Annotated in this window: 17 protein-coding genes and 1 tRNA gene; 12 read left to right on the plus strand and 6 right to left on the minus strand. The window is 67.0% G+C overall.

Annotation, left to right across the window (positions count from 1 at the left end; all coding sequences use genetic code 11):
* Positions 1 to 26 precede the first annotated feature (26 nt).
* Genes ACLD02_RS07705 through ACLD02_RS07720 form a run of 4 tightly spaced genes read left to right on the plus strand, consistent with a single transcriptional unit; the run spans position 27 to position 5,337 of the window.
* Positions 27 to 2,375: a xanthine dehydrogenase family protein molybdopterin-binding subunit gene (locus ACLD02_RS07705; RefSeq protein WP_410298355.1), complete on the plus strand. Its 2,349-nt coding sequence runs from the start codon at positions 27 to 29 to the stop codon at positions 2,373 to 2,375.
* On the plus strand, positions 2,372 to 3,202 hold the full coding sequence (locus ACLD02_RS07710) for an FAD binding domain-containing protein (protein WP_203100491.1): 831 nt from the start codon (positions 2,372 to 2,374) through the stop codon (positions 3,200 to 3,202). Before ACLD02_RS07705 ends, ACLD02_RS07710 begins: the two co-directional genes overlap by 4 nt.
* Positions 3,199 to 4,365, plus strand: a complete 1,167-nt coding sequence (locus ACLD02_RS07715) for a 2Fe-2S iron-sulfur cluster-binding protein (protein WP_410298356.1) — start codon at positions 3,199 to 3,201, stop codon at positions 4,363 to 4,365. The genes ACLD02_RS07710 and ACLD02_RS07715 overlap by 4 nt, the downstream gene beginning before the upstream one ends.
* Positions 4,366 to 5,337, plus strand: a complete 972-nt coding sequence (locus tag ACLD02_RS07720) for an XdhC family protein (RefSeq protein ID WP_410298357.1) — start codon at positions 4,366 to 4,368, stop codon at positions 5,335 to 5,337.
* 61 nt (positions 5,338 to 5,398) lie between these two features.
* Here the strand turns inward: ACLD02_RS07720 and ACLD02_RS07725 are convergent, their stop codons facing one another.
* A complete protein-coding gene (locus ACLD02_RS07725; protein ID WP_410298358.1) occupies positions 5,399 to 8,242 on the minus strand; it encodes an autotransporter domain-containing protein in 2,844 nt (947 codons plus the stop codon).
* A gap of 77 nt (positions 8,243 to 8,319) precedes the next feature.
* Positions 8,320 to 8,700: a nucleoside diphosphate kinase regulator gene (rnk, locus tag ACLD02_RS07730; RefSeq protein WP_410298359.1), complete on the minus strand. Its 381-nt coding sequence runs from the start codon at positions 8,698 to 8,700 to the stop codon at positions 8,320 to 8,322.
* A 291-nt stretch (positions 8,701 to 8,991) separates the two neighbouring features.
* On the opposite strand from rnk, the gene ACLD02_RS07735 reads away from it, so the two are divergent.
* The 5 genes from ACLD02_RS07735 to ACLD02_RS07755 all read left to right on the plus strand — a co-directional run bounded on the left by ACLD02_RS07735 (position 8,992) and on the right by ACLD02_RS07755 (position 12,793).
* Positions 8,992 to 9,666, plus strand: a complete 675-nt coding sequence (locus tag ACLD02_RS07735) for a histidine phosphatase family protein (RefSeq protein ID WP_410298360.1) — start codon at positions 8,992 to 8,994, stop codon at positions 9,664 to 9,666.
* Between the two features lie 74 nt (positions 9,667 to 9,740).
* Positions 9,741 to 10,691: an ABC transporter ATP-binding protein gene (locus tag ACLD02_RS07740; RefSeq protein ID WP_203100510.1), complete on the plus strand. Its 951-nt coding sequence runs from the start codon at positions 9,741 to 9,743 to the stop codon at positions 10,689 to 10,691.
* Positions 10,688 to 11,461 (plus strand): ABC transporter permease, encoded by a 774-nt coding sequence (locus ACLD02_RS07745; RefSeq protein ID WP_203100512.1) that lies wholly within the window; start codon positions 10,688 to 10,690, stop codon positions 11,459 to 11,461. Before ACLD02_RS07740 ends, ACLD02_RS07745 begins: the two co-directional genes overlap by 4 nt.
* A gap of 34 nt (positions 11,462 to 11,495) precedes the next feature.
* Positions 11,496 to 12,320, plus strand: a complete 825-nt coding sequence (queF, locus tag ACLD02_RS07750) for an NADPH-dependent 7-cyano-7-deazaguanine reductase QueF (RefSeq protein ID WP_203100514.1) — start codon at positions 11,496 to 11,498, stop codon at positions 12,318 to 12,320.
* A 23-nt stretch (positions 12,321 to 12,343) separates the two neighbouring features.
* Positions 12,344 to 12,793 carry a DUF4870 domain-containing protein gene (locus ACLD02_RS07755; protein ID WP_203100516.1) on the plus strand — a complete coding sequence of 150 codons (450 nt, stop codon included), beginning with the start codon at positions 12,344 to 12,346 and terminating at the stop codon, positions 12,791 to 12,793.
* 78 nt (positions 12,794 to 12,871) lie between these two features.
* Here the strand turns inward: ACLD02_RS07755 and ACLD02_RS07760 are convergent, their stop codons facing one another.
* Complete coding sequence (locus ACLD02_RS07760; protein ID WP_410298362.1) at positions 12,872 to 14,350, minus strand: AbgT family transporter; 1,479 nt, start codon at positions 14,348 to 14,350, stop codon at positions 12,872 to 12,874.
* A 54-nt stretch (positions 14,351 to 14,404) separates the two neighbouring features.
* Complete coding sequence (locus ACLD02_RS07765; RefSeq protein WP_203100520.1) at positions 14,405 to 15,943, minus strand: adenylate/guanylate cyclase domain-containing protein; 1,539 nt, start codon at positions 15,941 to 15,943, stop codon at positions 14,405 to 14,407.
* Positions 15,944 to 16,093: 150 nt separating this feature from the next.
* Between ACLD02_RS07765 and ACLD02_RS07770 the strand changes: the two genes are divergently transcribed.
* The 3 genes from ACLD02_RS07770 to ACLD02_RS07780 all read left to right on the plus strand — a co-directional run bounded on the left by ACLD02_RS07770 (position 16,094) and on the right by ACLD02_RS07780 (position 17,491).
* The gene (locus tag ACLD02_RS07770) at positions 16,094 to 16,657 is read left to right on the plus strand and encodes a nitroreductase (protein ID WP_410298364.1); all 564 of its coding nucleotides are present in this window, start codon (positions 16,094 to 16,096) and stop codon (positions 16,655 to 16,657) included.
* Positions 16,650 to 17,120, plus strand: coding sequence for a YiiD C-terminal domain-containing protein (locus tag ACLD02_RS07775; protein ID WP_203100524.1), 471 nt, complete (start codon positions 16,650 to 16,652; stop codon positions 17,118 to 17,120). Before ACLD02_RS07770 ends, ACLD02_RS07775 begins: the two co-directional genes overlap by 8 nt.
* A gap of 283 nt (positions 17,121 to 17,403) precedes the next feature.
* Positions 17,404 to 17,491: transfer RNA gene (locus tag ACLD02_RS07780), tRNA-Ser, on the plus strand.
* A gap of 401 nt (positions 17,492 to 17,892) precedes the next feature.
* Here ACLD02_RS07780 and ACLD02_RS07785 read toward each other — a convergent pair.
* Entirely contained in the window at positions 17,893 to 18,243 is a 351-nt protein-coding gene (locus ACLD02_RS07785; RefSeq protein ID WP_203100531.1) for a helix-turn-helix domain-containing protein, read from the minus strand.
* Entirely contained in the window at positions 18,221 to 18,487 is a 267-nt protein-coding gene (locus ACLD02_RS07790) for a type II toxin-antitoxin system RelE family toxin (protein ID WP_410298366.1), read from the minus strand. Before ACLD02_RS07790 ends, ACLD02_RS07785 begins: the two co-directional genes overlap by 23 nt.
* Between the last annotated feature and the right edge of the window lie 61 nt (positions 18,488 to 18,548).

Genomic DNA, 18,548 nt, shown 5'->3' on the forward strand with positions numbered 1-18,548 from the left:
GGTTTTTGAAGGATGCGAGGTAGAGGATGAATAAGACCGGTATTGGTGCCCGTGTACGTCGGTTGGAAGACGACCGTCTTGTTCATGGCAGAAGCCGTTATGTGGGCGATATAAAAATGCCGGGCATGTGTGACGTGGCGTTTTTGCGCAGCCCGCTGGCCCATGCCCGGATCAAGGCGGTGAACAAACCGGAGGGGAAGGAAAGCCGCGTTCTGTGCGCCGCTGATCTGGACGGCGTGCGACCGATCGTCGCCGAATCCACCTTGCCCAGTTACCGGGTTTCCGAGCACTGGCCGCTGGCGCGGGACAAGGTCCGTTTCGTGGGCGAGCCGTTGGCCATGGCGATCGGCCGCAACCGCGCCGAGGCCGAGGACCTGCTGGAGGAAATCGATCTGCGGCTGGAGGCGTTGCCGCCGGTGATCTCGCCGACCGTGTCGATGGCCGATGACGCCGCGCTCGTGCACGAGCAATGGGACGACAACATGTTCCTGAAGCTGTCGGTGGGTCAGGACCCGGCGAATGCCCGCGACAACGCCGACGTGGTCATCAAGCGCGAATACCGCACCGCGCGCCAGGTCATGAACCCGATGGAAGGCAAGGGCGTGGTGGCCTGGTGGGATTACCGCGACGGCCAGCTGGTGGTGACCTCATCCACTCAGGTGCCGCATATCATCCGCAACGGTCTGTCCCGTTGCCTGGGCATCGACGAATCGCTGATCCGCGTGATCGCCCCGGAAGTGGGCGGCGGCTTCGGCTACAAGTGCATTCTGCAGCCCGAGGAAATCGCCGTGGCCTGGCTGGCCTGGACCCGGCGTAAACCGTTCCGCTGGCTGGAGGATCGCCGCGAACACCTGACCGCGGGCGCCAACACCCGCGAACACTATTATTCCATCACCGCCTACGCGGACAAGCGCGGGCGGGTGCTGGGCATGGACGCGGAAGTCACCGTGGACGTGGGCGCCTATTCGGTGTGGCCGTTCACCGCCGGCCTGGAAGCGGCCCAGGCCGGCGGCAATCTGCCCGGCCCCTATGATTTTCGCGAGTACCGCTGCCAGGTTAACGCGCCGGCCACCAACAAGCCGCCGTTCACGCCCTATCGCGGGGTGGCGCGCCCCGGTGTGTGCTTCGCCATGGAACTGACCATTGACGCCATTGCCCGGGAAGTGGGCCGTGAACCCTGGGAGGTGCGCGCCGAGAACCTGGTGCCGGCGGACGCCATGCCCTATGTGAACGTCACCAACAAACACTACGACACCGGCGACTATCCCGGTTCGTTGATGCGCGCCAAGGAAGCGATCCGTTTTGATGAGGTGCGCGAGCGACAGAAAACCCCGGAGCCGGATGGCCGTTTGATCGGCATCGGCTTCGCTACCTACACCGAGCAATCCGCTCACGGCAGCAAGGTATTCGCGCAATGGGGGCTGGCGTTGATTCCCGGCTACGACGAGGCGCGCATGAAGCTGACGCCGGACGGCGGTGTCGAGGTTCGCGTCGGCATTCAGAGCATCGGCCAGGGGCTGCAGACCACGCTCGCCCAGGTGGCCTCGGAGATTCTTTCCATCCCGGTGGATCGCATCCGCGTGTTGATGGGGGACACCGGCACCACGCCGTATTCCTACGGGGCGTTCGCGTCGCGGGGCATCGTGATGGCCGGCGGCGCGGTGTCGCGGGCCGCCGAAGCGCTCGCCGAACGCATCCGTGTCATGGCCGCCCGGCCGTTGCGGTGCGCTCCGGAGGAGGTCCGGTTGGAGGGCGATCGAGTGCACGGCCCCAACGGCAGCCTGAGTTTCGCCGAGGTGGGCCGGATCTGGTATCTGCGCCCGGACGAACTGCCGGAGGGTGACCGTCACGGTGGCCTGGAAGTCACCGAGGCCTACCGGCCGAAAACCGACAACGGGGTGTTTTCCTATGCCTCCCACGCGGTGGTGGTGGCGGTGGACCCGCAGACCGGCAAGGTCGAGTTGCTCGACTATGTGATCGTCGAGGACGCCGGCCGGGTGGTGAACCCGATGATCGTGGAAGGCCAGACCATCGGTGGCACGGTGCAGGGCATCGGCACCGCCCTGTTCGAGGAGGTGCTTTACGACGATCAGGGCCAGCCGCTCACTTCCACCCTGGCCGACTATCACCTGCCGGGCGCGGCGGAAGCGCCGCACATCCGCATTCAGCACACCGAGAGCCCGTCGCCGCATACCGCCCACGGTATCAAGGGCGTGGGCGAGGGCGGCGCGATCGCCCCGGGCGGCGCCATCGTCAATGCCATCAACGATGCGCTGGCCGGTCTCGGCGTGGAACTCAACCGCATTCCCGCCACCCCGGAGCGTGTTCTGACGGCGATTCTCGGCGCCCGCTCCGGCAAGGAGAACGCATCATGAAACCCGTGAAGTTTGATTACCTGCCGGCCCGGGACGGCGCCGAGGCGGTGCGGCTGCTCACCGAACATGGCGACGAGGCCAAGTGCATCGCCGGCGGCCAGTCCCTGGGGCCGATGCTCAACCTGCGCCTGGCGCGACCGGCGGTGCTGGTGGATCTGCACCGCGCCGAGGACCTGACCGGCGTGGAGGAAAGCCGCGACGCCATCGTCTATGGCGGCGCCGTGCGTCACGCCGACTTCGAGGACCGGAGGGTGGCCGACGCCGCCCGTGGCATGTTGCCGTTCGTGGCCTCGCGCATCGCCTACCGGGCGGTGCGCAACCGCGGCACCCTGGGCGGCAGCCTGTCCCACGCCGATCCCGCCGCGGACTGGGTGTGCGTGATGACCGGCCTGGGCGCCACCTATTTGTTGCGCGGCAAGAAAGGCGTGCGTGAGGTGCCGGCGGAAAAATTCATCCACGCCGCCTTCATGACCGAGCTGGCGCCCAACGAAATTCTGGCCGGCGTGCGGGTGCCCCGGCTTAGCGAAAGCGCGCGCTGGGGCTACTACAAGTTCTGCAAGAAAGTGGGCGAATTTTCCCAGGCCACCGGGGTGGTGGTGGTGGACCCGGAACGGGGTTACTGCCGGGTGCTGGTGGGCGCCCTGGACAGCCCGCCGGTGCCCCTGGAGCCGGTGGCGGAAGCGCTCGCCGCCGAGGGGCCGACGGCGGCCCTGGCGGTACTGGACGCGGCGGTGGACACGGCCCTGGGTGATTATCCCGAGGTTAACCGCCAGCTTTACAAGGTCGCGGTGCGGCGCGCCCTGGCACGGATTGGAGCTACTCGATGAGCACGAAACCGTCTCTCTCTGAACTGACCCTGGACGTCAATGGCGAGGCCGTCAGCGGCCAGGTGGAAGGGCGCACCAGCCTGGCGGATTTTCTGCGCGACGATCTGGACCTGACCGGCACCCATCTGGGTTGCGAGCACGGTGTGTGCGGCGCCTGCACGGTGGAAATGGACGGCCAGCCGGTGCGGGCCTGCATTACCCTGGCGCGGGCCTGCGAAGGGCGCAGCGTGCGCACCATCGAGGGTGGCGACGACGATCCGGTGATGGCGGCGCTGCAGGAGGCGTTCATGCAGTTTCATGGCCTGCAGTGCGGCTTTTGCACGCCGGGCATGCTGGTAGCCTGCCGCGACATTATCCTGCGCCACCGGACGCTGAGCGATGAGCGGATCCGCATTGCCCTGGGCGGCAACATCTGCCGTTGTACCGGCTACGTGGGCATCGTCAACGCGGTGCGCTCGGTGTTCGAGCGCCGCGATCAGTTGCTGGCCGACGCCACCGAACCAACGGCGCCGCCGGAGGAGCCGGCCTGGGAGGGTACTCCGTTCAGGCCGTTCAAGCGTCGCGCCGGGCAGATGACGGCGGTTACCGCCACGCCGTCGGACGGCGACGACGATGACCAGACTCTGCGTGAATCGATCACCGTGCGAAAACCGGCGGACGAGGTCTGGGCCTTTCTCAGTGATGTGGAACGGGTGGTGCCCTGCGTGCCGGGGGCGCGTTTGCTGTCGGTCAATGGCAATGAACTGGAAGTGGAGATGGAAGTGTCCCTGGGTGCGATCCGCGCCCGTTTCCGGGGCAACGGCCGTTTCCACTTCGACGACCAGACCCGCAAGGGGCGCATGGAAGGCGAAGGGCGGGACGCCCGCAGCGGCTCCAGTGCCAGCGGCGCCATGGATTTCGCCGTGATCGCCGACGACGGCGACCAGCGCTGCCGCATTGAGTTCGTCGCTTCCTACAGCGTCACCGGGCCGTTGTCCCAGTTCAGCCGTGGTGGTCTGGTGAAGAGCTTCGTCGGCGCCATGGCGCGGATGTTCGCCGACAATGTGCAGACGGTGCTGTCCGGAGGGCAGGTGTCCGAGGGCGGAGGCGCGGGCCTGAGTGTGGTACGGCTGACGCTGAATGTGATCAAATCCTGGTTCCAATCCCTGTTCCGGCGAGAATGAATGCAACACCTTGATCTTCAGGTCGTCTCCCAGGCCCGGGCCTGGTTGAGTGAAGGCGAGGCGCTGTGGTTTTGCACGGTCCTTTCCACTTTCGGTTCTTCCCCCCGGGAGCCCGGCTCCCTGTTCGTGGCGCGCGCCAACGGCGCCCATGCCGGCTCCCTGTCCGGCGGCTGCGTGGAGGAGGATTTCCTGGCGCGGATCGCCGCCGGGGAATTCCAGGCGCCGGCCATGGTGGTGCGCTACGGCGGCGACAGCGTGGACGCACCGGGGGTGACGCTGCCCTGCGGCGGCTCCCTGGACGTGTTGGTGGAGCACTGGCTTCCCGACGCGGCGCGACGCGAGCATCTGGCCGCGCTGCATGAGGTGATGGCCGGGCGCACCCCCCGGCGGCGGCGGGTGTCGTTGCGCGACGGCGCCGCGTCGCTGGAAGAGGCGCCGCCCCAGGGCGCGGCGGTGGAACGTCACGGCGACCAGGTGCTGATCCGGGTGGGGCCCACGCGGCGTTTGATCATCGCCGGCATTTCGCCGGTGTCCCGTTTCTGCGCGGAGTTCGCCACCGCCATGGGGTTCGAGGTGATCGTGTGTGATCCGGACCCGGAGGCCTGCGCGGACTTCGCGGTGGCCGGGGTGACGGTGCGCGAGGTGTTGCCGTCGCTGTTCATCGAGGCGGAGGGCTGCCACGCGGCCACCGCGGTGGTGGCCTTGACCCATGATCCGCGCATCGACGATCTGGCGATGATGGAGGCGGTGCGCACGCCGGCCTTCTACATCGGCGTGATGGGGTCCCGGGCCACGTCCGCCAAGCGGGCGGAGCGGTTGCGCCGTTCCGGCCATTTGAGCGAGTCGGAGATCGAGCGGTTGCACATGCCGATCGGGTTGGCGCTGGGCAGCAAGACGCCGGCGGAGATCGCCTTGGCGGTGATGGCGGATATTTTGCGGGTCTACCGGGGTAAGGGGCGTTCTTTGCTCTAGGGTGGTTGGGGCCCCGGAAGGGGCCCACGCCCGGACGCTTCGCGGTAGCGTCCCCGGCGTATCAGAACGCAAGGTTCAGGGTGAGGTTGGCGCCTTGTTGTCGGGTGTCGCTGGCGAAGCGGCCCTGGTAGGCGAGGCCGAGACGGGTGCGCGGCGTGGGCGCCAGGCTCAGGCCGGCTTCCAGCAGGGCCGCCTCGTCGGCCACCGGCAGGCCGGTGACGGTGAAGCGTTGCCCGCCGGCGAAGCCGTGCTCGGTGCGCGGGTTCACGTCGCCGGTGGTGCGTTGCCAGCCCAGGGTGCCGTGGGCGCGGGCGTCCAGGCCGGCGAGGCCGAGGCCGGTGCCCAGGCGCAGGCCCAGGGTGGCGACGTTGAGGTCGGCGTCCTCGCCGCCGCCGCTGAGGGCGGCCGGGTCGCCGGTTTCCCGGTGGCGGTCTTCCTGGTAGCGCACCCGGGCCAGGCCGGCGAAGGGTTCCAGGGCCACCGGGCCGGCGTCGAAGCGGTAACCGGCTTCGGTGAACAGCTGGGTGGTGGTCGCGTCGTAGCGGTCGCCGGCGCGGCCCTGGTAGCCGTCGAAGGCGATCCCGCGTTCGGTGTCCACTTGGTGGCGGCTGTGGCCCAGGCCCAGGCTGAGCCGCAGGCGGTCCAGGCGGGTGCCGGCGAACAGGCCCAGGTGGTAGTCGTCGCTTTCCGCCCGGTTGTCGCCGCCGTCCACGTCCAGCCGGGTCTGGCCGTAGCCGGCCAGCGCGCCCAGGCGCCAGCCCGGCGCCGGGCGGGCGTCGGCGCCCAGGAACAGGCCGCCGGCGCGGTGTTCGGTGCCGGCCACGCCGCCGCCCGCGTCGCGGTCCGCCCAGGCGCCATAGGCGCGGGTCCAGACGGTGGCGCCGCTGTCCGCGTCGCGGGCCAGCAGGGTGGCGCCCGGGGCGCCGGGGCCCTGGGTGGCGCGCAGGCGGTCGCCGGCGGCCTGGCGCAGGAAGCGGCTGTCCTCGATCAGCGCCGCCCGGGTGGAGGCATACACCGCCCCGGCCAGTTGGTCGAAGGCGTCGCGCACGGCGGCGCCGTCGGCGGCCTGCAGCAGCAGGGCGTCGTGCACCGGGTCGCCGATGCCGCGTTGCTCGGCGGCGTTGGCGGCGGCGCTCTGGTTGGCGGTGCGCGCCATGCCGGCGAAGGTGGCGTCGTTGCGCACCAGGCGCAGGCTCACGGTGTTGCTGTCGTAGTCCAGCAGCGGCTGCAGGAACGCCAGGTTGGTGCTGACCTGGTCGAAGCGGCCGGTGACGCCCTGGTCGGCGTCGATCAGGGTGTAGCGGGTGAACGGCTGGTAGTCGCCGCCGGCGTCGATGTGCGCCACGCTGCCGCCGTTCAGGGTGGCGCCGCCGGTGACCCGCACCCGGTCCGCCGAGCCGTCCCCGGCGCCTTCCACCTGGAACACCGAGCCGGACTCGAACACCAGATCGCCGTCCACGGTGAGGGTGCCGATGGAATTGCCCGGCGCCAGGGTGGCGCCGTCGGTGAGGCGGGCGCCGCCCAGGGTGCCGGTGCCGCCTAGCAGGGCGCCGTCGGTCACGGTCACCGTGGAGCCGGCCACGGTGCCGTTGACGATCAGCGCGCCGCCGTCCACCCGGGAGGCGCCTCGGAACAGGTTGTTCCCGTTCAGCACCAGGGTGCCGGTGCCGGCCTTGGTGAGGCCGCCGTCGCCGTCCAGGGCGGTGTTGATGATCAGGTCGTGGCCGTTGCTGTCGATGATCGCGCCGCCGGCCCGGATCACCACGTCGCCGTCATTGAAGTTGAGGAAAAGGCGGTCCTGGTCGCTGCTGGCGAGGAAGCGGCCACCGTCGAAATAAAAGGTGCCGGCGCCCGCGTCCCGATCCACCCAGGGGGTTTCCAGGGTGCCGCCTTCGCCCAGCGTCAGCGAGCCGGTGCCCGAAGCGTTCACCCCGACCACCACGCCGTTTGCGCGTACCGTGCCGCCATCGGCGATAGTGAGTTCGCCGTTGCCGTTGTTGCCCAAAAGAATGGCGCCCCGGTTGTTCCACAGCGCGCCGTTACCGAGCACCGTCACGCTCCCCGACGAGCCCGCCTCGCTGCCCACGAAGGCTACCCCGTTGGACAGGGTGGCGCCGGCGTTGACGGTGATCTCGCCGCCGCCCTGGCTGCCCACCACCAGGTTCGAGGCCATTTCCCAGCCGGCGTCCGCGCCGCCCAGGCTGACCCGGCCCTGGCCGCCGGCGCCGCTGCCAACGAAGCCGTTGTCGCTGATCACGGTGCCGCCGGCGCCGACGCTTACCTGGCCGTCGCCGGCGCCGCCGACCACCAGATCACCGCGGTTCTCCCAGCGGCCGCCTTGTACCTGGACCAAGCCTTCTCCGTCCTCGAAGGAGCCCACGTAGCCGATGTCATTGGTGACCGTGGTGCCGGCGCCCAGGGCCAGGGTGCCCGGGCCGATCTCGCCCACCGACAGGGTGTTGCCCGAGTCCAGGCGGCTGCCGTCGCCGCTGAGCACCACCTGGCCGTCGCCCAGGTCGCTGCCGATGTAGGTTTGCAGGGCGGTGACCCGGCCGCCGTCCTCGATGTCGAGGACGCCGTCGCTGAGGTCGCCAACGTAGAGAACGCCGCTGTTGGCCCAGAGCGCGTCGGTGCCGGTGACGGTGGCGGAGCCGGTGGCGCCGTTGGTGAAGTCGCTGCCGATGTAACCCTGGCCGTTCTCCACGGTGCCACCGGCGCCGACGATCAGCTCGCCGCCGATCTGCAAAAAGGAACCGGCCTGCCAGGGGCTGGGGCGGGTGCCGCCGGCGGCGGCCACGGTTTCCCGGTCCCCCACATCGATGCTTTCAGCGCCCACCGGCGTGGTGATCGGCGCCAGCAGCCCGATTCCCACCAGCAGCCGTGACGCCAGGGAAGTTGTTGTCATGTCGTTCGCTCCTGTTCAAGGAACGAATCGCACCACAGAGAGCGCCGGCGCAGCAGTCCCCTAAACAGGGGAGGGCGTCAGGCCGGGGTCACCGCGATCAGGGTCAGGTGCAGGGTCTTGCCCTTGCTGGGCCACTCGATGGTATCGCCCACGCCCAGGCCGAGCAGGGCGGCGCCCACCGGGCTGAGAATCGACAGACGGTCCTCGCCGGCGCCCACCTCGGTGGGCAGGCACAGCACCAGTTCGTGGGTCTTGCCGCTGTCCTCGTGGAGGAAGCGGGCGCGGCTGTTGAGTCGTACCACGGTGTCGGGCATGGCGTCCGGGGCCAGGTAGTGGGCCCGGTCCAGTTCATCGTAGAGGTGGTCCACCACCTCCTCGTCGCCGCGGTGTTTTTCCAGCAGGGCGTACAGGCGATCCCGGTCCAGGGTGGAAACGGTAATCGGGGGCAGGGCGGTCATGGCGCGCTCCGTTCAGTGTTCGCTTGGAATGAGAGTTGTATCGGGGCCCCGGAGCGCCGGACCCCCGGGGCGATACTGAACCGGGTCCGGCGTTAGGGGAGGAAGACGCGCAGGCGCGCGCCGGCGCGGGACGCGCGGGCGGAAACAATGGGAGCGGGGCGGGCGCCGGGTCGGCGTTGCGTGAAAATCATGACGCCCACCATAGCAGGGCGGCGCGGTTTTGCCAGCGCCGCGTGCGCGGTTGGCATTGCCGTCGCGCGTCCGTAAGATGAGTGGGCGCAGAGAGAAGACATGGCCCGATTACATCCCCGCCTCCACGATGCCTTGCAAATGCTGCCGGAAGACCGGCCAGCCCACCTGTTGACCCGCCACTCGGTTCGCGAACTGGCCAAGAACGGGTTCGCCGATTACCGTCTGCCGCTGACACCGGAAGGCGTGGCCATGGCTCGGCAGTGGGGCGCGCGTCTGGAGCGGCCGGTGGCCGGCTTCTATTCCAGCCCGGTGGGTCGCTGCGTGGATACCGCCACGGCCATGGCCGAGGGGGCTCGCGAAGCCGGCCTGATTGATCACCTGCCCGAGGTGATCACCGACGCCACCCTGGTGGAGCCGGGCTGTTACGTGGAAGACCTGAACCGGGTAGGGCCCACCTTCCTGAAGATGGGCGCGCTGCGGTTTCTCAACGCCCATCTGCGCCGCCCGTTCGACGGCATGCTGACGCCGGCGGCGGGTCGCGCCAAGCTGGCCGCCTACCTGCGGGAACGGGAGCCGGCGCCGGGTGCCCTGGCGGTGCACGTGACCCACGACACCATCCTCGCGGTGCTGGTGGCGGAGCTGGAAGGCCGCGACGCCATTGATGAAGGGCACTGGCCGTGGATGATGGAAGGGCTCTGGTTGTGGTTCGAGGAGCACCATCTTCACTGGGTATGGCGTGGCGAGCACGGCCACCGCCCGCTGGACGAGGCTTGAAAGCCGGCATCGCGGTCCCCACGTAGGGCTTTTCCCTGACCTTTTTATCCGACTATCCGACGGCGAGGTGATTCTTGTCCGCCCTGACCATTCGCAATCTCAGAAAAACCTACGCCAATGGCGTGGAAGCCCTCAAGGGCATCGATCTTACGGTGGAGAAAGGCGACTTCTTCGCGCTGCTGGGGCCCAACGGCGCCGGTAAGTCCACCACCATCGGCATCGTCAGTTCCCTGGTCAACAAGACCAGTGGCGAGGTGAGCATTCTCGGTTACGACCTGGACCGCCAGCGCGCCCTGGCCAAGCAGAAAATCGGCGTGGTGCCGCAGGAGTTCAACTTCGGCCAGTTCGAGAAGGTGTTCGACATCGTCGTCACTCAGGCCGGCTTCTACGGCATTCCGGCACGCATCGCCCGGGAGCGCGCGGAAAAGTATCTGCGCCAGCTCGGCCTGTGGGACAAGCGCAAGAATCAGGCGCGCACTCTCTCCGGTGGCATGAAGCGCCGGCTGATGATCGCTCGTGCCCTGGTGCACGAACCGGACCTGCTGATCCTCGATGAGCCCACCGCCGGCGTCGACATCGAACTGCGCCGTTCCATGTGGGATTTCCTGATCGGCCTGAACAACGAGGGCCGCACCATCATCCTCACCACCCATTATCTGGAGGAGGCGGAGTCCCTGTGCCGGCATATCGCGATCATCGACCATGGCCAGATCGTCGAGAACACCGACATGAAGTCCCTGCTCGAGAAACTCCAGGTGGAAACCTTCATTCTCGACCTGGCCAGGCCGGTCACCGAGGCACCGCGCCTGCCCGGCTTCCAGGTGCGCCTGCGTGACGCCGCCACCCTGGAGGTGGAGGTGCCGAAGACCGAAAACCTCAACCGCCTGTTCGTGGAGCTGGCGGAGCTGGATCTGCGCGTGATGAGCATGCGCAACAAGGCCAACCGGTTGGAGGAGTTGTTCGTGCGGCTGGTGGAGCAGAATCTGCCCGGCCAGGCGGCGCCCGCCGAGGAGGTGGCCTCATGAGTGCCTATCAGCAATGGGTTGCCTTCTGCACCATCGTGGTCAAGGAAATCCGTCGTTTCACCCGCATCTGGCCGCAGACCCTGCTGCCGCCGGCGATCACCATGAGCCTTTATTTCGTGATCTTCGGCAACCTGGTGGGCCGGCGCATCGGTGACATGGGCGGCTTCGACTACATGCAGTACATCGTGCCGGGTCTGATCATGATGAGCGTGATCCAGAACAGCTACGGCAACGTGGTCAGCTCGTTCTTCTCCACCAAGTTCCAGCATTCCATCGAGGAGATGCTGGTGTCGCCGATGCCCAACTACGTGATTCTCACCGGTTTCGTGGTCGGCGGCATGGCACGCGGCATGGCGGTGGGGCTGATCGTCAGCGTGCTCAGCCTGTTCTTCACCGACCTCACCATGCAGCACGCCTGGATCACCGTGTCGGTGGTGGTGATGACCTCGGCGTTGTTCTCCCTGGGTGGTTTTCTCAACGCCACCTTCGCGCGTAATTTCGACGACATCAGCATCATCCCGAATTTCGTGCTGACGCCGCTGACCTACCTGGGCGGGGTGTTCTATTCTCTGGATCTGCTGCCGGACTTCTGGCGCGCGGTGACCCTGATCAACCCCATCGTTTACATGGTCAACGCCTTCCGTTACGGCGTGCTGGGTGTGAGCGACGTCAACGTCTACGCGTCACTGGGCGCTATCCTGGTGTTCGTGCTGGTGTTTTACTCGCTGGCGTTGTGGTTGCTGAACCGCGGCACCGGCATCCGGGGATGAACAGGGAAAAGAACAAGGACAAGGAGAGCAGGCCATGAGCTATCTCAAGGACACGCCGCTGGGGCGCAACAGTGATTTCATCGATGAGTACACGCCGTCGCTGCTGTGCCCGGTACCGCGCTGGGACGCCCGCGAGTCGCTGGAGCTGGAGGATACCACGCTGCCGTTCCACGGCATGGACATCTGGAACGCCTATGAATTGTCCTGGCTCAACGAGAAGGGCAAGCCCCTGGTGGCCCTGGCGGAGCTGATCGTGCCCTGCACCTCGCCCAACATCATCGAGTCAAAGTCGCTGAAACTGTACCTCAACAGCTTCGCCAACAGCCGCTTCGACAGCCGCGACCGGGTGGTGGCGACGATCGCCAAGGATCTGGCCGAGGTGGCCGGCGCGCCGGTGGACGTGCGCGTGCTGACCCTGCGCGAAGCGGAACGGGAACCGGCCTGGGAAGAGCACGGCCAGTTGGTGGATACCCTGGACGTGGCCTTTGACCACTTTGAGTACCGCCCGGAGCTGCTGCTCACCGACCAGGGCCCGGAGCAGACCGGCGTGCTGGTCTCGCACCTGCTGCGCAGCCACTGCCCGGTGACCAACCAGCCCGACTGGGGCACCGTGCAGGTGCGCTACACCGGACGCCCGATCAGCCCGGCCAGCTTCCTGCGCTACGTGGTGTCGCTGCGCAACCATCAGGGCTTTCATGAGCAGATCGTGGAGCAGGTGTTCGTGGATTTGTCCCGCCACTGCGCGCCGCGCCAGTTGTCCGTATATGGACGTTTCACCCGCCGTGGCGGGCTGGACATCAATCCGTTCCGGTCCAATTATGAAGACACCCCGGCCAACCGACGTACCATCCGCCAATAAACCCACTACATAGGATCTTTTTCATGAGCGACAACGAAACGCCGGACAATACGCCGAAACCCGACAACGTGACGCCGCCGCAAACCGCGCCCGGGCCCGCGTCCGGCGCGGACAACGCGAGCGCGGATGGCGCGCCGCCCAAGGAGGAGCGTAACCTGGGCATGGCGTGCCACCTGCTGGCGCTGGCCGGGCTGGTGCTGCCGCTGGGCAACATCATCGGGCCGCTGATCATGTGGCTGGTGAAGCGCGAGGAGAGCGCCTTCGTCGACGAGCAGGGCAAGGAGGCGCTGAACTTCAATATCACCATCGCCATCGCCGGCTTTGTATCGTTCCTGCTCACCTTCGTGGTGATCGGCGCTCTGTTGCTGCCCGCCGTGTTCATCTTCTGGATCGTGATGACCATCATCGCCGCGGTGAAAGCCAGCGGCGGCGAGCACTACCGCTACCCCCTCACCCTGCGCCTGATCAACTAGCACCGCCGTCGCGCGGGATGCCGTATAACCCGGCGCCCGCGCGATAACGCCGCCCGCCGCTCCTGCGGCAGGGTTTCCCTACGCCCCCAGGGGCCAGCCGAAGCCGATCCACACCGCCAGCAGAATCGACCAGCCCAGCAGCAACGCCAGGCTGTAGGGCAACATCAGCGCGATCAGAGTGCCGATGCCGGTGTCCGCCCGGTAACGCCGGGCGAAACCCAGCACCAGGGCGAAATACGGCATCAGTGGCGTGATGATGTTGGTGCTGGAATCGCCTACCCGATAGGCGGCCTGGGTGGCCTCCGGATCAATGCCGAGCAGCATCAGCATGGGCACGAACACCGGTGCCAGGATCGACCACTTCGCCGAGGCGCTGCCGATCATCAGATTAATCAGCGCCGCCAGGCCGACGAACAGCAACAGCAGCAGCACCGTGGGCAGCTCCAGCCCGCCCAGCCAGGCCGCGCCCTTCACCGCTAGAACCAGCCCCAGCTGACTGTAGCCGAACCAGGCCACGAACTGGGCGGCGAAGAACATCAGCACCAGATAGCCGGACATCGACGCCATGGTGGTTTCCATCGCCTGAATGATGCCGGCGGCGGAGCGAAAGGTGCCGCTGACGCGGCCGTACACGGCGCCGCAGGCCGCCGCCAGCAGAGCGATCAGTACCACCAGCGAAGACATGAACGGTGACTGCAGAATGGCGCCGTCCTCACCGCGCAGTGGCGCGCCGGCGGGTACCACCAGGGCGGCGATGCCGGCCAGGCCGAGGGTCAGGGTGACCAGGGTCCAGCGGGCCGCGCGCCGGTCCACCCGGGGCGCCAGGTCCTCGCTCTCGGCGTCCGCGTCGGTGCTCGCCACCCGCTTCTCGGTGACGCGCAGGGTGATCAGCGACACCAGGGCGGTGACCAGCACCGTGGACACCATGATGAACCAGTAGTTGCCCGCCGCCGACACCTCGCGCCGGCCATCCACCAGATGGGCGGCTTCCGTGGACAGGCCGGCCAGCACCGCGTCCACCGGCCCGAGCAGCAGATTGGCGCTGTAGCCCCCGGACACCGCCGCGAACGCCGTGGCGATACCGGCCAGTGGCGAACGGCCGGCGAGCTGGAACAGGAAGCCGGCGAGCGGAATCAGCACCACGTAGCCGGCGTCGAAGGCGATGCTCGACATTACTCCGGCGAAGGCCACGGTCACCACCAGGGTACGGTGGGAGGCGCGCCGCACCAGCGCCGCCAGGCCGGCGCCGAGCAGGCCGGAATGCTCGGCGATGCCGAGCCCGAGCATGGCCACCAGCACCACGCCCAGGGGCGCGAAGCCGGTGAAGTTGCCGACCAGATGGGTAAGCACGTACCGCAGCCCCTCGCCATCCAGCAGCGAGCGCACCACGATGCTCCGTTCCTCCAGAGGGTGCTCGGCGGTGACGCCGAGCAGCGCCAGCAGCGCGCTCAACGGCAGCATCAACAGACACAGCCAGACGAACAACAGGGTGGGGTGGGGCAGGCGATTGCCCGCGCGTTCTAGCCAGCCCAGCCAGCCTGAAGACGGTGAGTGCATGATGGTCCCGGTGGTGTTGAGTTCAGGGGTATAACTTGCAACGCCTTTCTTGTATCACATCCGCACCCGGTCCTGAATACGCTGGGCCGCCTGGCCGAGCATCTCCACCACCTTCTCCTGGTCGCGCTCGCGCAGTCGCTTGGCGTCCACGTACAGGGCGAAGCCCTCGGTCTCATAGCGCAGGGTCACCGGCTGGCCTTTCTTCAGTTCGGCGGCGCAGCCCGCCAGGGTCTTGAGAATGGTCTTCTTGTCGAAGTTGTGGATGCGCTCCAGATCCACATGCAGCCCCAGCCCGGCGCTGTCCACGGTGACGAAGCGCCGCTTGCTGCCGGCATGGCGTTTGAGTTCGTGGGCTTCGTACACGGTCACCGGGCGGTTGAACCCCTTCACCTGGATCTCGCCCACGCTACGGCAACGCACCCGGTCCTTCACCAGCCGGTGGGTGCCCTCGGAAATCAACACCTGGCCAGGCCGGCAGGCGGATTCCAGGCGGCTGGCCAGGTTCACGTCGGTGCCGAGGATGGTGTAGTCCATGCGGCTGTCGGTGCCGAAGTTGCCCACGGTGACGAAGCCGGTATTGATGCCGATGCGGATCTCCAGCTTCTGATCAATGCCCTCGTGACGCCATTTCATGCGCAGGAAGCGCATGTATTCCTGCATTTCCACCGCCATGGCCACGCAGCGGAAAGCGTCTTCCTGGGCGCCGGCGCTTTTCGGGTCGCCGAAGAACACCATCACCGCGTCGCCGATGAACTTGTCGATGGTGCCGCCATAGTGCAGGGCAATGCGCGTCATTTCGCTCAGGTAGGTGTTGAGCATGCGCGTGAGGGTATCCAGCGGCAACTCCTCGGAGATGGTGCTGAAGCCACGGATGTCGGAGAAGAAAATGGTCAATCGTTTGCGGCGCGTTTCCAGCTTGGCGTCGCGCTTGCCGGAAAACAGCGAGCCCCACACCTGGGGCGGCAGATACTTGGCCAGCTTGCGGGACAGCTCCACCGCCTGTTGTTGCTGCTCGCTCACCCGTTCCTGGGCCTCGCGCAGAATGCGCGTCTGGTGGTTGGCGTAGAAGGAACTGGCGCCCACATGCAGGGCCAGGCCCACCAGCGACAGCACCGACAGACTCTGCGGCACGGGCGTGGGCTGCCACGGCACGTTCAGTGCCAGCGCTCCCGCGACGGCACCGGCGGCGGTCATCAGCAGGTTGAGCAGCCAGGCCTTGAGGCCGCCGCTGCTCGCCGAATTGGCGTGCACGATGATCAGCAACACCAGGCAGGGCACCACCGAGAAGTGCAGCAGAGCACAGGCCACGCCGACAACGGCGGCGTCGAGCTGCATCAGCACCCGGGACACTCGCTCGGCCCGCACGTCCCGGCGCTGGGCCATGAACACCGCGGTCTGGGCCAGTAATGGCCAGGCCAGCAGTGCCGCCACGCCGAGCAGGAACGCGGAGGGGTACAGCCCCAGGCTGATGCCCGCGAACAGCAGGGTGGCCGCTACCACGAAGGCCAGCAGGCGAATGTAGTTGCTTAGCCGCTGCGCGCGCTGCTTGGGGTCCAAGTACGGGCGCCGGGGGCGATGCTTGGGTGTGCTCATGAAGCGCAATCTGGACGCAATGTTCGAAGGAGCTTACCCAGTTGTGCGTTCAGAAAAAAGACTGATCGAAATTTGCACGCGGGCCGCCGCCGGGGTTCATCGCTTCCATGGGAAGCGGTTACACTACGGCGTTCTCAAGCAGGAGCCACCATGGACACCCTTACCGCTCTGACGCAACGCGTTTCCGTGCCCCGTCTCACCGAGCCCGGCCCCGACGACGATCAGTTGCGCCGGCTGCTGGAGGCGGCCATCCGCGCCCCCGATCACGGCATGCTGCGTCCCTGGCGGTTCATCGTGCTGCGCGGCGAGCAGCGCCAGCGCCTCGCCGACATCATGGAGTGGCGGCTGCTCAAGCGTCAGCCGGACGCCGACCAGGCCGCCCGCGACAATATTCGTGGCAAGGCCCTGCGCGCGCCGGTGATCATCGTTGCCGTGGCCGAGGTCACCGAAGATCACAAGGTGCCGGTCTGGGAGCAGGTGCTGGCGGTGGGTGCCGCCGTACAGAACATCATGGTGGCCGCCCATGCCATGGATTTCGGCGCCATGTGGCGTACCGGGGACCTGGCCAACGACGAAAGCGTCAAGGAGAAGTTTGGCTTCGCCGACAAGGACCAGGTGGTGGGCTTCATTTACCTGGGCACGCCGGCGGTACCGGCCAAGCGGCTGCCCGACGAAAGCCCGGACGACTTTCTGCGCGAGCTGCCCCGTGGCTGACCTGGAGGCTTTGGCCGGGCGGGTGCGCGCCGCCATCCCGCTGACCCGGCATCTGGTATTCCGTTATACCGGCTTCGACGGTGATGCCCTGACGCTGGCCGCGCCCCTGGCCCCCAACCACAACGATAAGGGCACCTTCTTCGCCGGCAGCCAGGTGGCCCTGCTGACTCTGGCGGGCTGGTCCTGCACCACCCTGATCGCCGAGGCGGTGATCGCTGGCACGGACGATCCAGGCCGCGCCGTGGATGTGGTGGCGGTGGAGGGCAGCCAGCAGTATCGGCTGCCACTGAAGGACGATCTCACCGTCACCGCCTGTCCGGCGCCGGGCCAGCGTGAACGTTTCAACGAACGACTGATCCGGCGTGGTAAGGCCACCCTGACGGTCCAGGCCCGCGCCACCAATCCAGCCGGCGACACCGTGTGTGAATTCCAGGGCCTCTACCTGGCCCGGCTGGTGGACTGAGCGCTGTACAAACCCTCGCCAAACGAACCGCGCCGGCCTTGCCAGCATCGCGCCCCTCGGGTACCCTACGCGCCCTCTGCACTGGTCGCAGCCGACCGTTCAGCTGTGTGGAGCACAATCAGTTTTGGTGAGGTGTCCGAGTGGCTGACGCCTTGCCGAAGGCAAGCGAACGTCGCTGCTAGGCAGCGACGGCCCCGAAGGGGTGAGGGCAGAATGCCCGAATAGCGAGCACGCTTGCGTGCGACTGCCAGAGCAGGCGCAACCGGTAGTGACAATCAGTTTTGGTGAGGTGTCCGAGTGGCTGAAGGAGCACGCCTGGAAAGTGTGTATACGGCAACGTATCGAGGGTTCGAATCCCTCCCTCACCGCCAAATAAAGAACCCCGCGCAAGCGGGGTTTTTTATTTGGCGGTGAGGGAGGCTCTGGTAAGAACCCTCCGGTTCGACAAGCCGGCCAAAGGCCGGCGCAGGACGCCACAGCAGGTGGCGCCCCGAAGGGGTGAGACGGCGAAGCCGTCGAATCAATCCCTCCCCCCTGCAGCCCTTTGTAGACGTAGCCAAGTTCCGGGTTTTTTATTTGGCGGTCAGGGCGGCTCTGGTAAGAACCCTCCGGTTCGACAAGCCGGCCAAAGGCCGGCGCACCTTCCCTGACGACCTATGATGCTGTAGGAGCGGCTTTAGCCGCGATCCGGCGTTGGGTGCCGCCCAATCGCGGCTGAAACGGAACGCCGCCCGGCCGCTCCTACTGCGATAGATAGTCCCACAGCCAGCCATCACCCGGTCAGCTGCGCCACCTCGCACTCCAACGCCCGCGCCCAGGCGCGCAGGGTTTCCACATGGGGCCTGTTGCCCGCTTTCTCGGCCTGGGCCACGGCGCCCTGGGTGACGCCCAGCTTCTCGGCCAGGCGCGCCTGGGACAGGCCCCGGTGCTTGCGCCAGGCGGCCATGGGGCTGAGATCCTTGGCGACCATCAGCGTCACCACCTCGTGGGGCAGGGTGACGCGATTGTCGGCGTCCAGCAGCTTCTGGTATTCATCGAACGGCACCACGGCGTACAGTGGGTTGCCGCTGTCATCCCGAATGATCTGCGCGTTACCGTTGTCAGCCTTGGTAGGTTCGCTCATCTCGCTTTTTCACCTCTTGTACCGTAATGATCCGTACTCCGTTGTTCAGATCGAACAACACCCGGTAACGGCCAACGCGAAGCCGGTAGCCGGCCTGGCGCCCCTTCAGGGCCTTAACGTTGGCGGCGTTGGTCGGGCAATCCGCGAGGCGCGCCACCGCGCCGAGAATCGCCATCCGCTGTTTGTGCGGTTGAATCCCGCGCAACTGCTTCACCGCCGTTTTCGTCCATTCGATACCGTACATTCGTCATCCATGACCTGATTTCTTATTTTTTTAATTGAATTATTAGTATTTGGTCATTTTA

The sequence above is a fragment of the Alloalcanivorax sp. C16-2 genome (genome assembly GCF_046507615.1).
Lineage (GTDB): Bacteria > Pseudomonadota > Gammaproteobacteria > Pseudomonadales > Alcanivoracaceae > Alloalcanivorax > Alloalcanivorax marinus_A.

Coding starts and splice junctions, on each gene's coding strand:
- ACLD02_RS07765 (WP_203100520.1), bottom strand. CDS start 15,943: ATGAGCACACCCAAGCATCGCCCCCGGCGCCCGTACTTGGACCCCAAG.
- ACLD02_RS07720 (WP_410298357.1), top strand. CDS start 4,366: ATGCAACACCTTGATCTTCAGGTCGTCTCCCAGGCCCGGGCCTGGTTG.
- ACLD02_RS07760 (WP_410298362.1), bottom strand. CDS start 14,350: ATGCACTCACCGTCTTCAGGCTGGCTGGGCTGGCTAGAACGCGCGGGC.
- ACLD02_RS07705 (WP_410298355.1), top strand. CDS start 27: ATGAATAAGACCGGTATTGGTGCCCGTGTACGTCGGTTGGAAGACGAC.
- ACLD02_RS07715 (WP_410298356.1), top strand. CDS start 3,199: ATGAGCACGAAACCGTCTCTCTCTGAACTGACCCTGGACGTCAATGGC.
- ACLD02_RS07710 (WP_203100491.1), top strand. CDS start 2,372: ATGAAACCCGTGAAGTTTGATTACCTGCCGGCCCGGGACGGCGCCGAG.
- ACLD02_RS07745 (WP_203100512.1), top strand. CDS start 10,688: ATGAGTGCCTATCAGCAATGGGTTGCCTTCTGCACCATCGTGGTCAAG.
- ACLD02_RS07735 (WP_410298360.1), top strand. CDS start 8,992: ATGGCCCGATTACATCCCCGCCTCCACGATGCCTTGCAAATGCTGCCG.
- ACLD02_RS07770 (WP_410298364.1), top strand. CDS start 16,094: ATGGACACCCTTACCGCTCTGACGCAACGCGTTTCCGTGCCCCGTCTC.
- ACLD02_RS07725 (WP_410298358.1), bottom strand. CDS start 8,242: ATGACAACAACTTCCCTGGCGTCACGGCTGCTGGTGGGAATCGGGCTG.
- ACLD02_RS07785 (WP_203100531.1), bottom strand. CDS start 18,243: ATGAGCGAACCTACCAAGGCTGACAACGGTAACGCGCAGATCATTCGG.
- ACLD02_RS07790 (WP_410298366.1), bottom strand. CDS start 18,487: ATGTACGGTATCGAATGGACGAAAACGGCGGTGAAGCAGTTGCGCGGG.
- queF (WP_203100514.1), top strand. CDS start 11,496: ATGAGCTATCTCAAGGACACGCCGCTGGGGCGCAACAGTGATTTCATC.
- rnk (WP_410298359.1), bottom strand. CDS start 8,700: ATGACCGCCCTGCCCCCGATTACCGTTTCCACCCTGGACCGGGATCGC.
- ACLD02_RS07755 (WP_203100516.1), top strand. CDS start 12,344: ATGAGCGACAACGAAACGCCGGACAATACGCCGAAACCCGACAACGTG.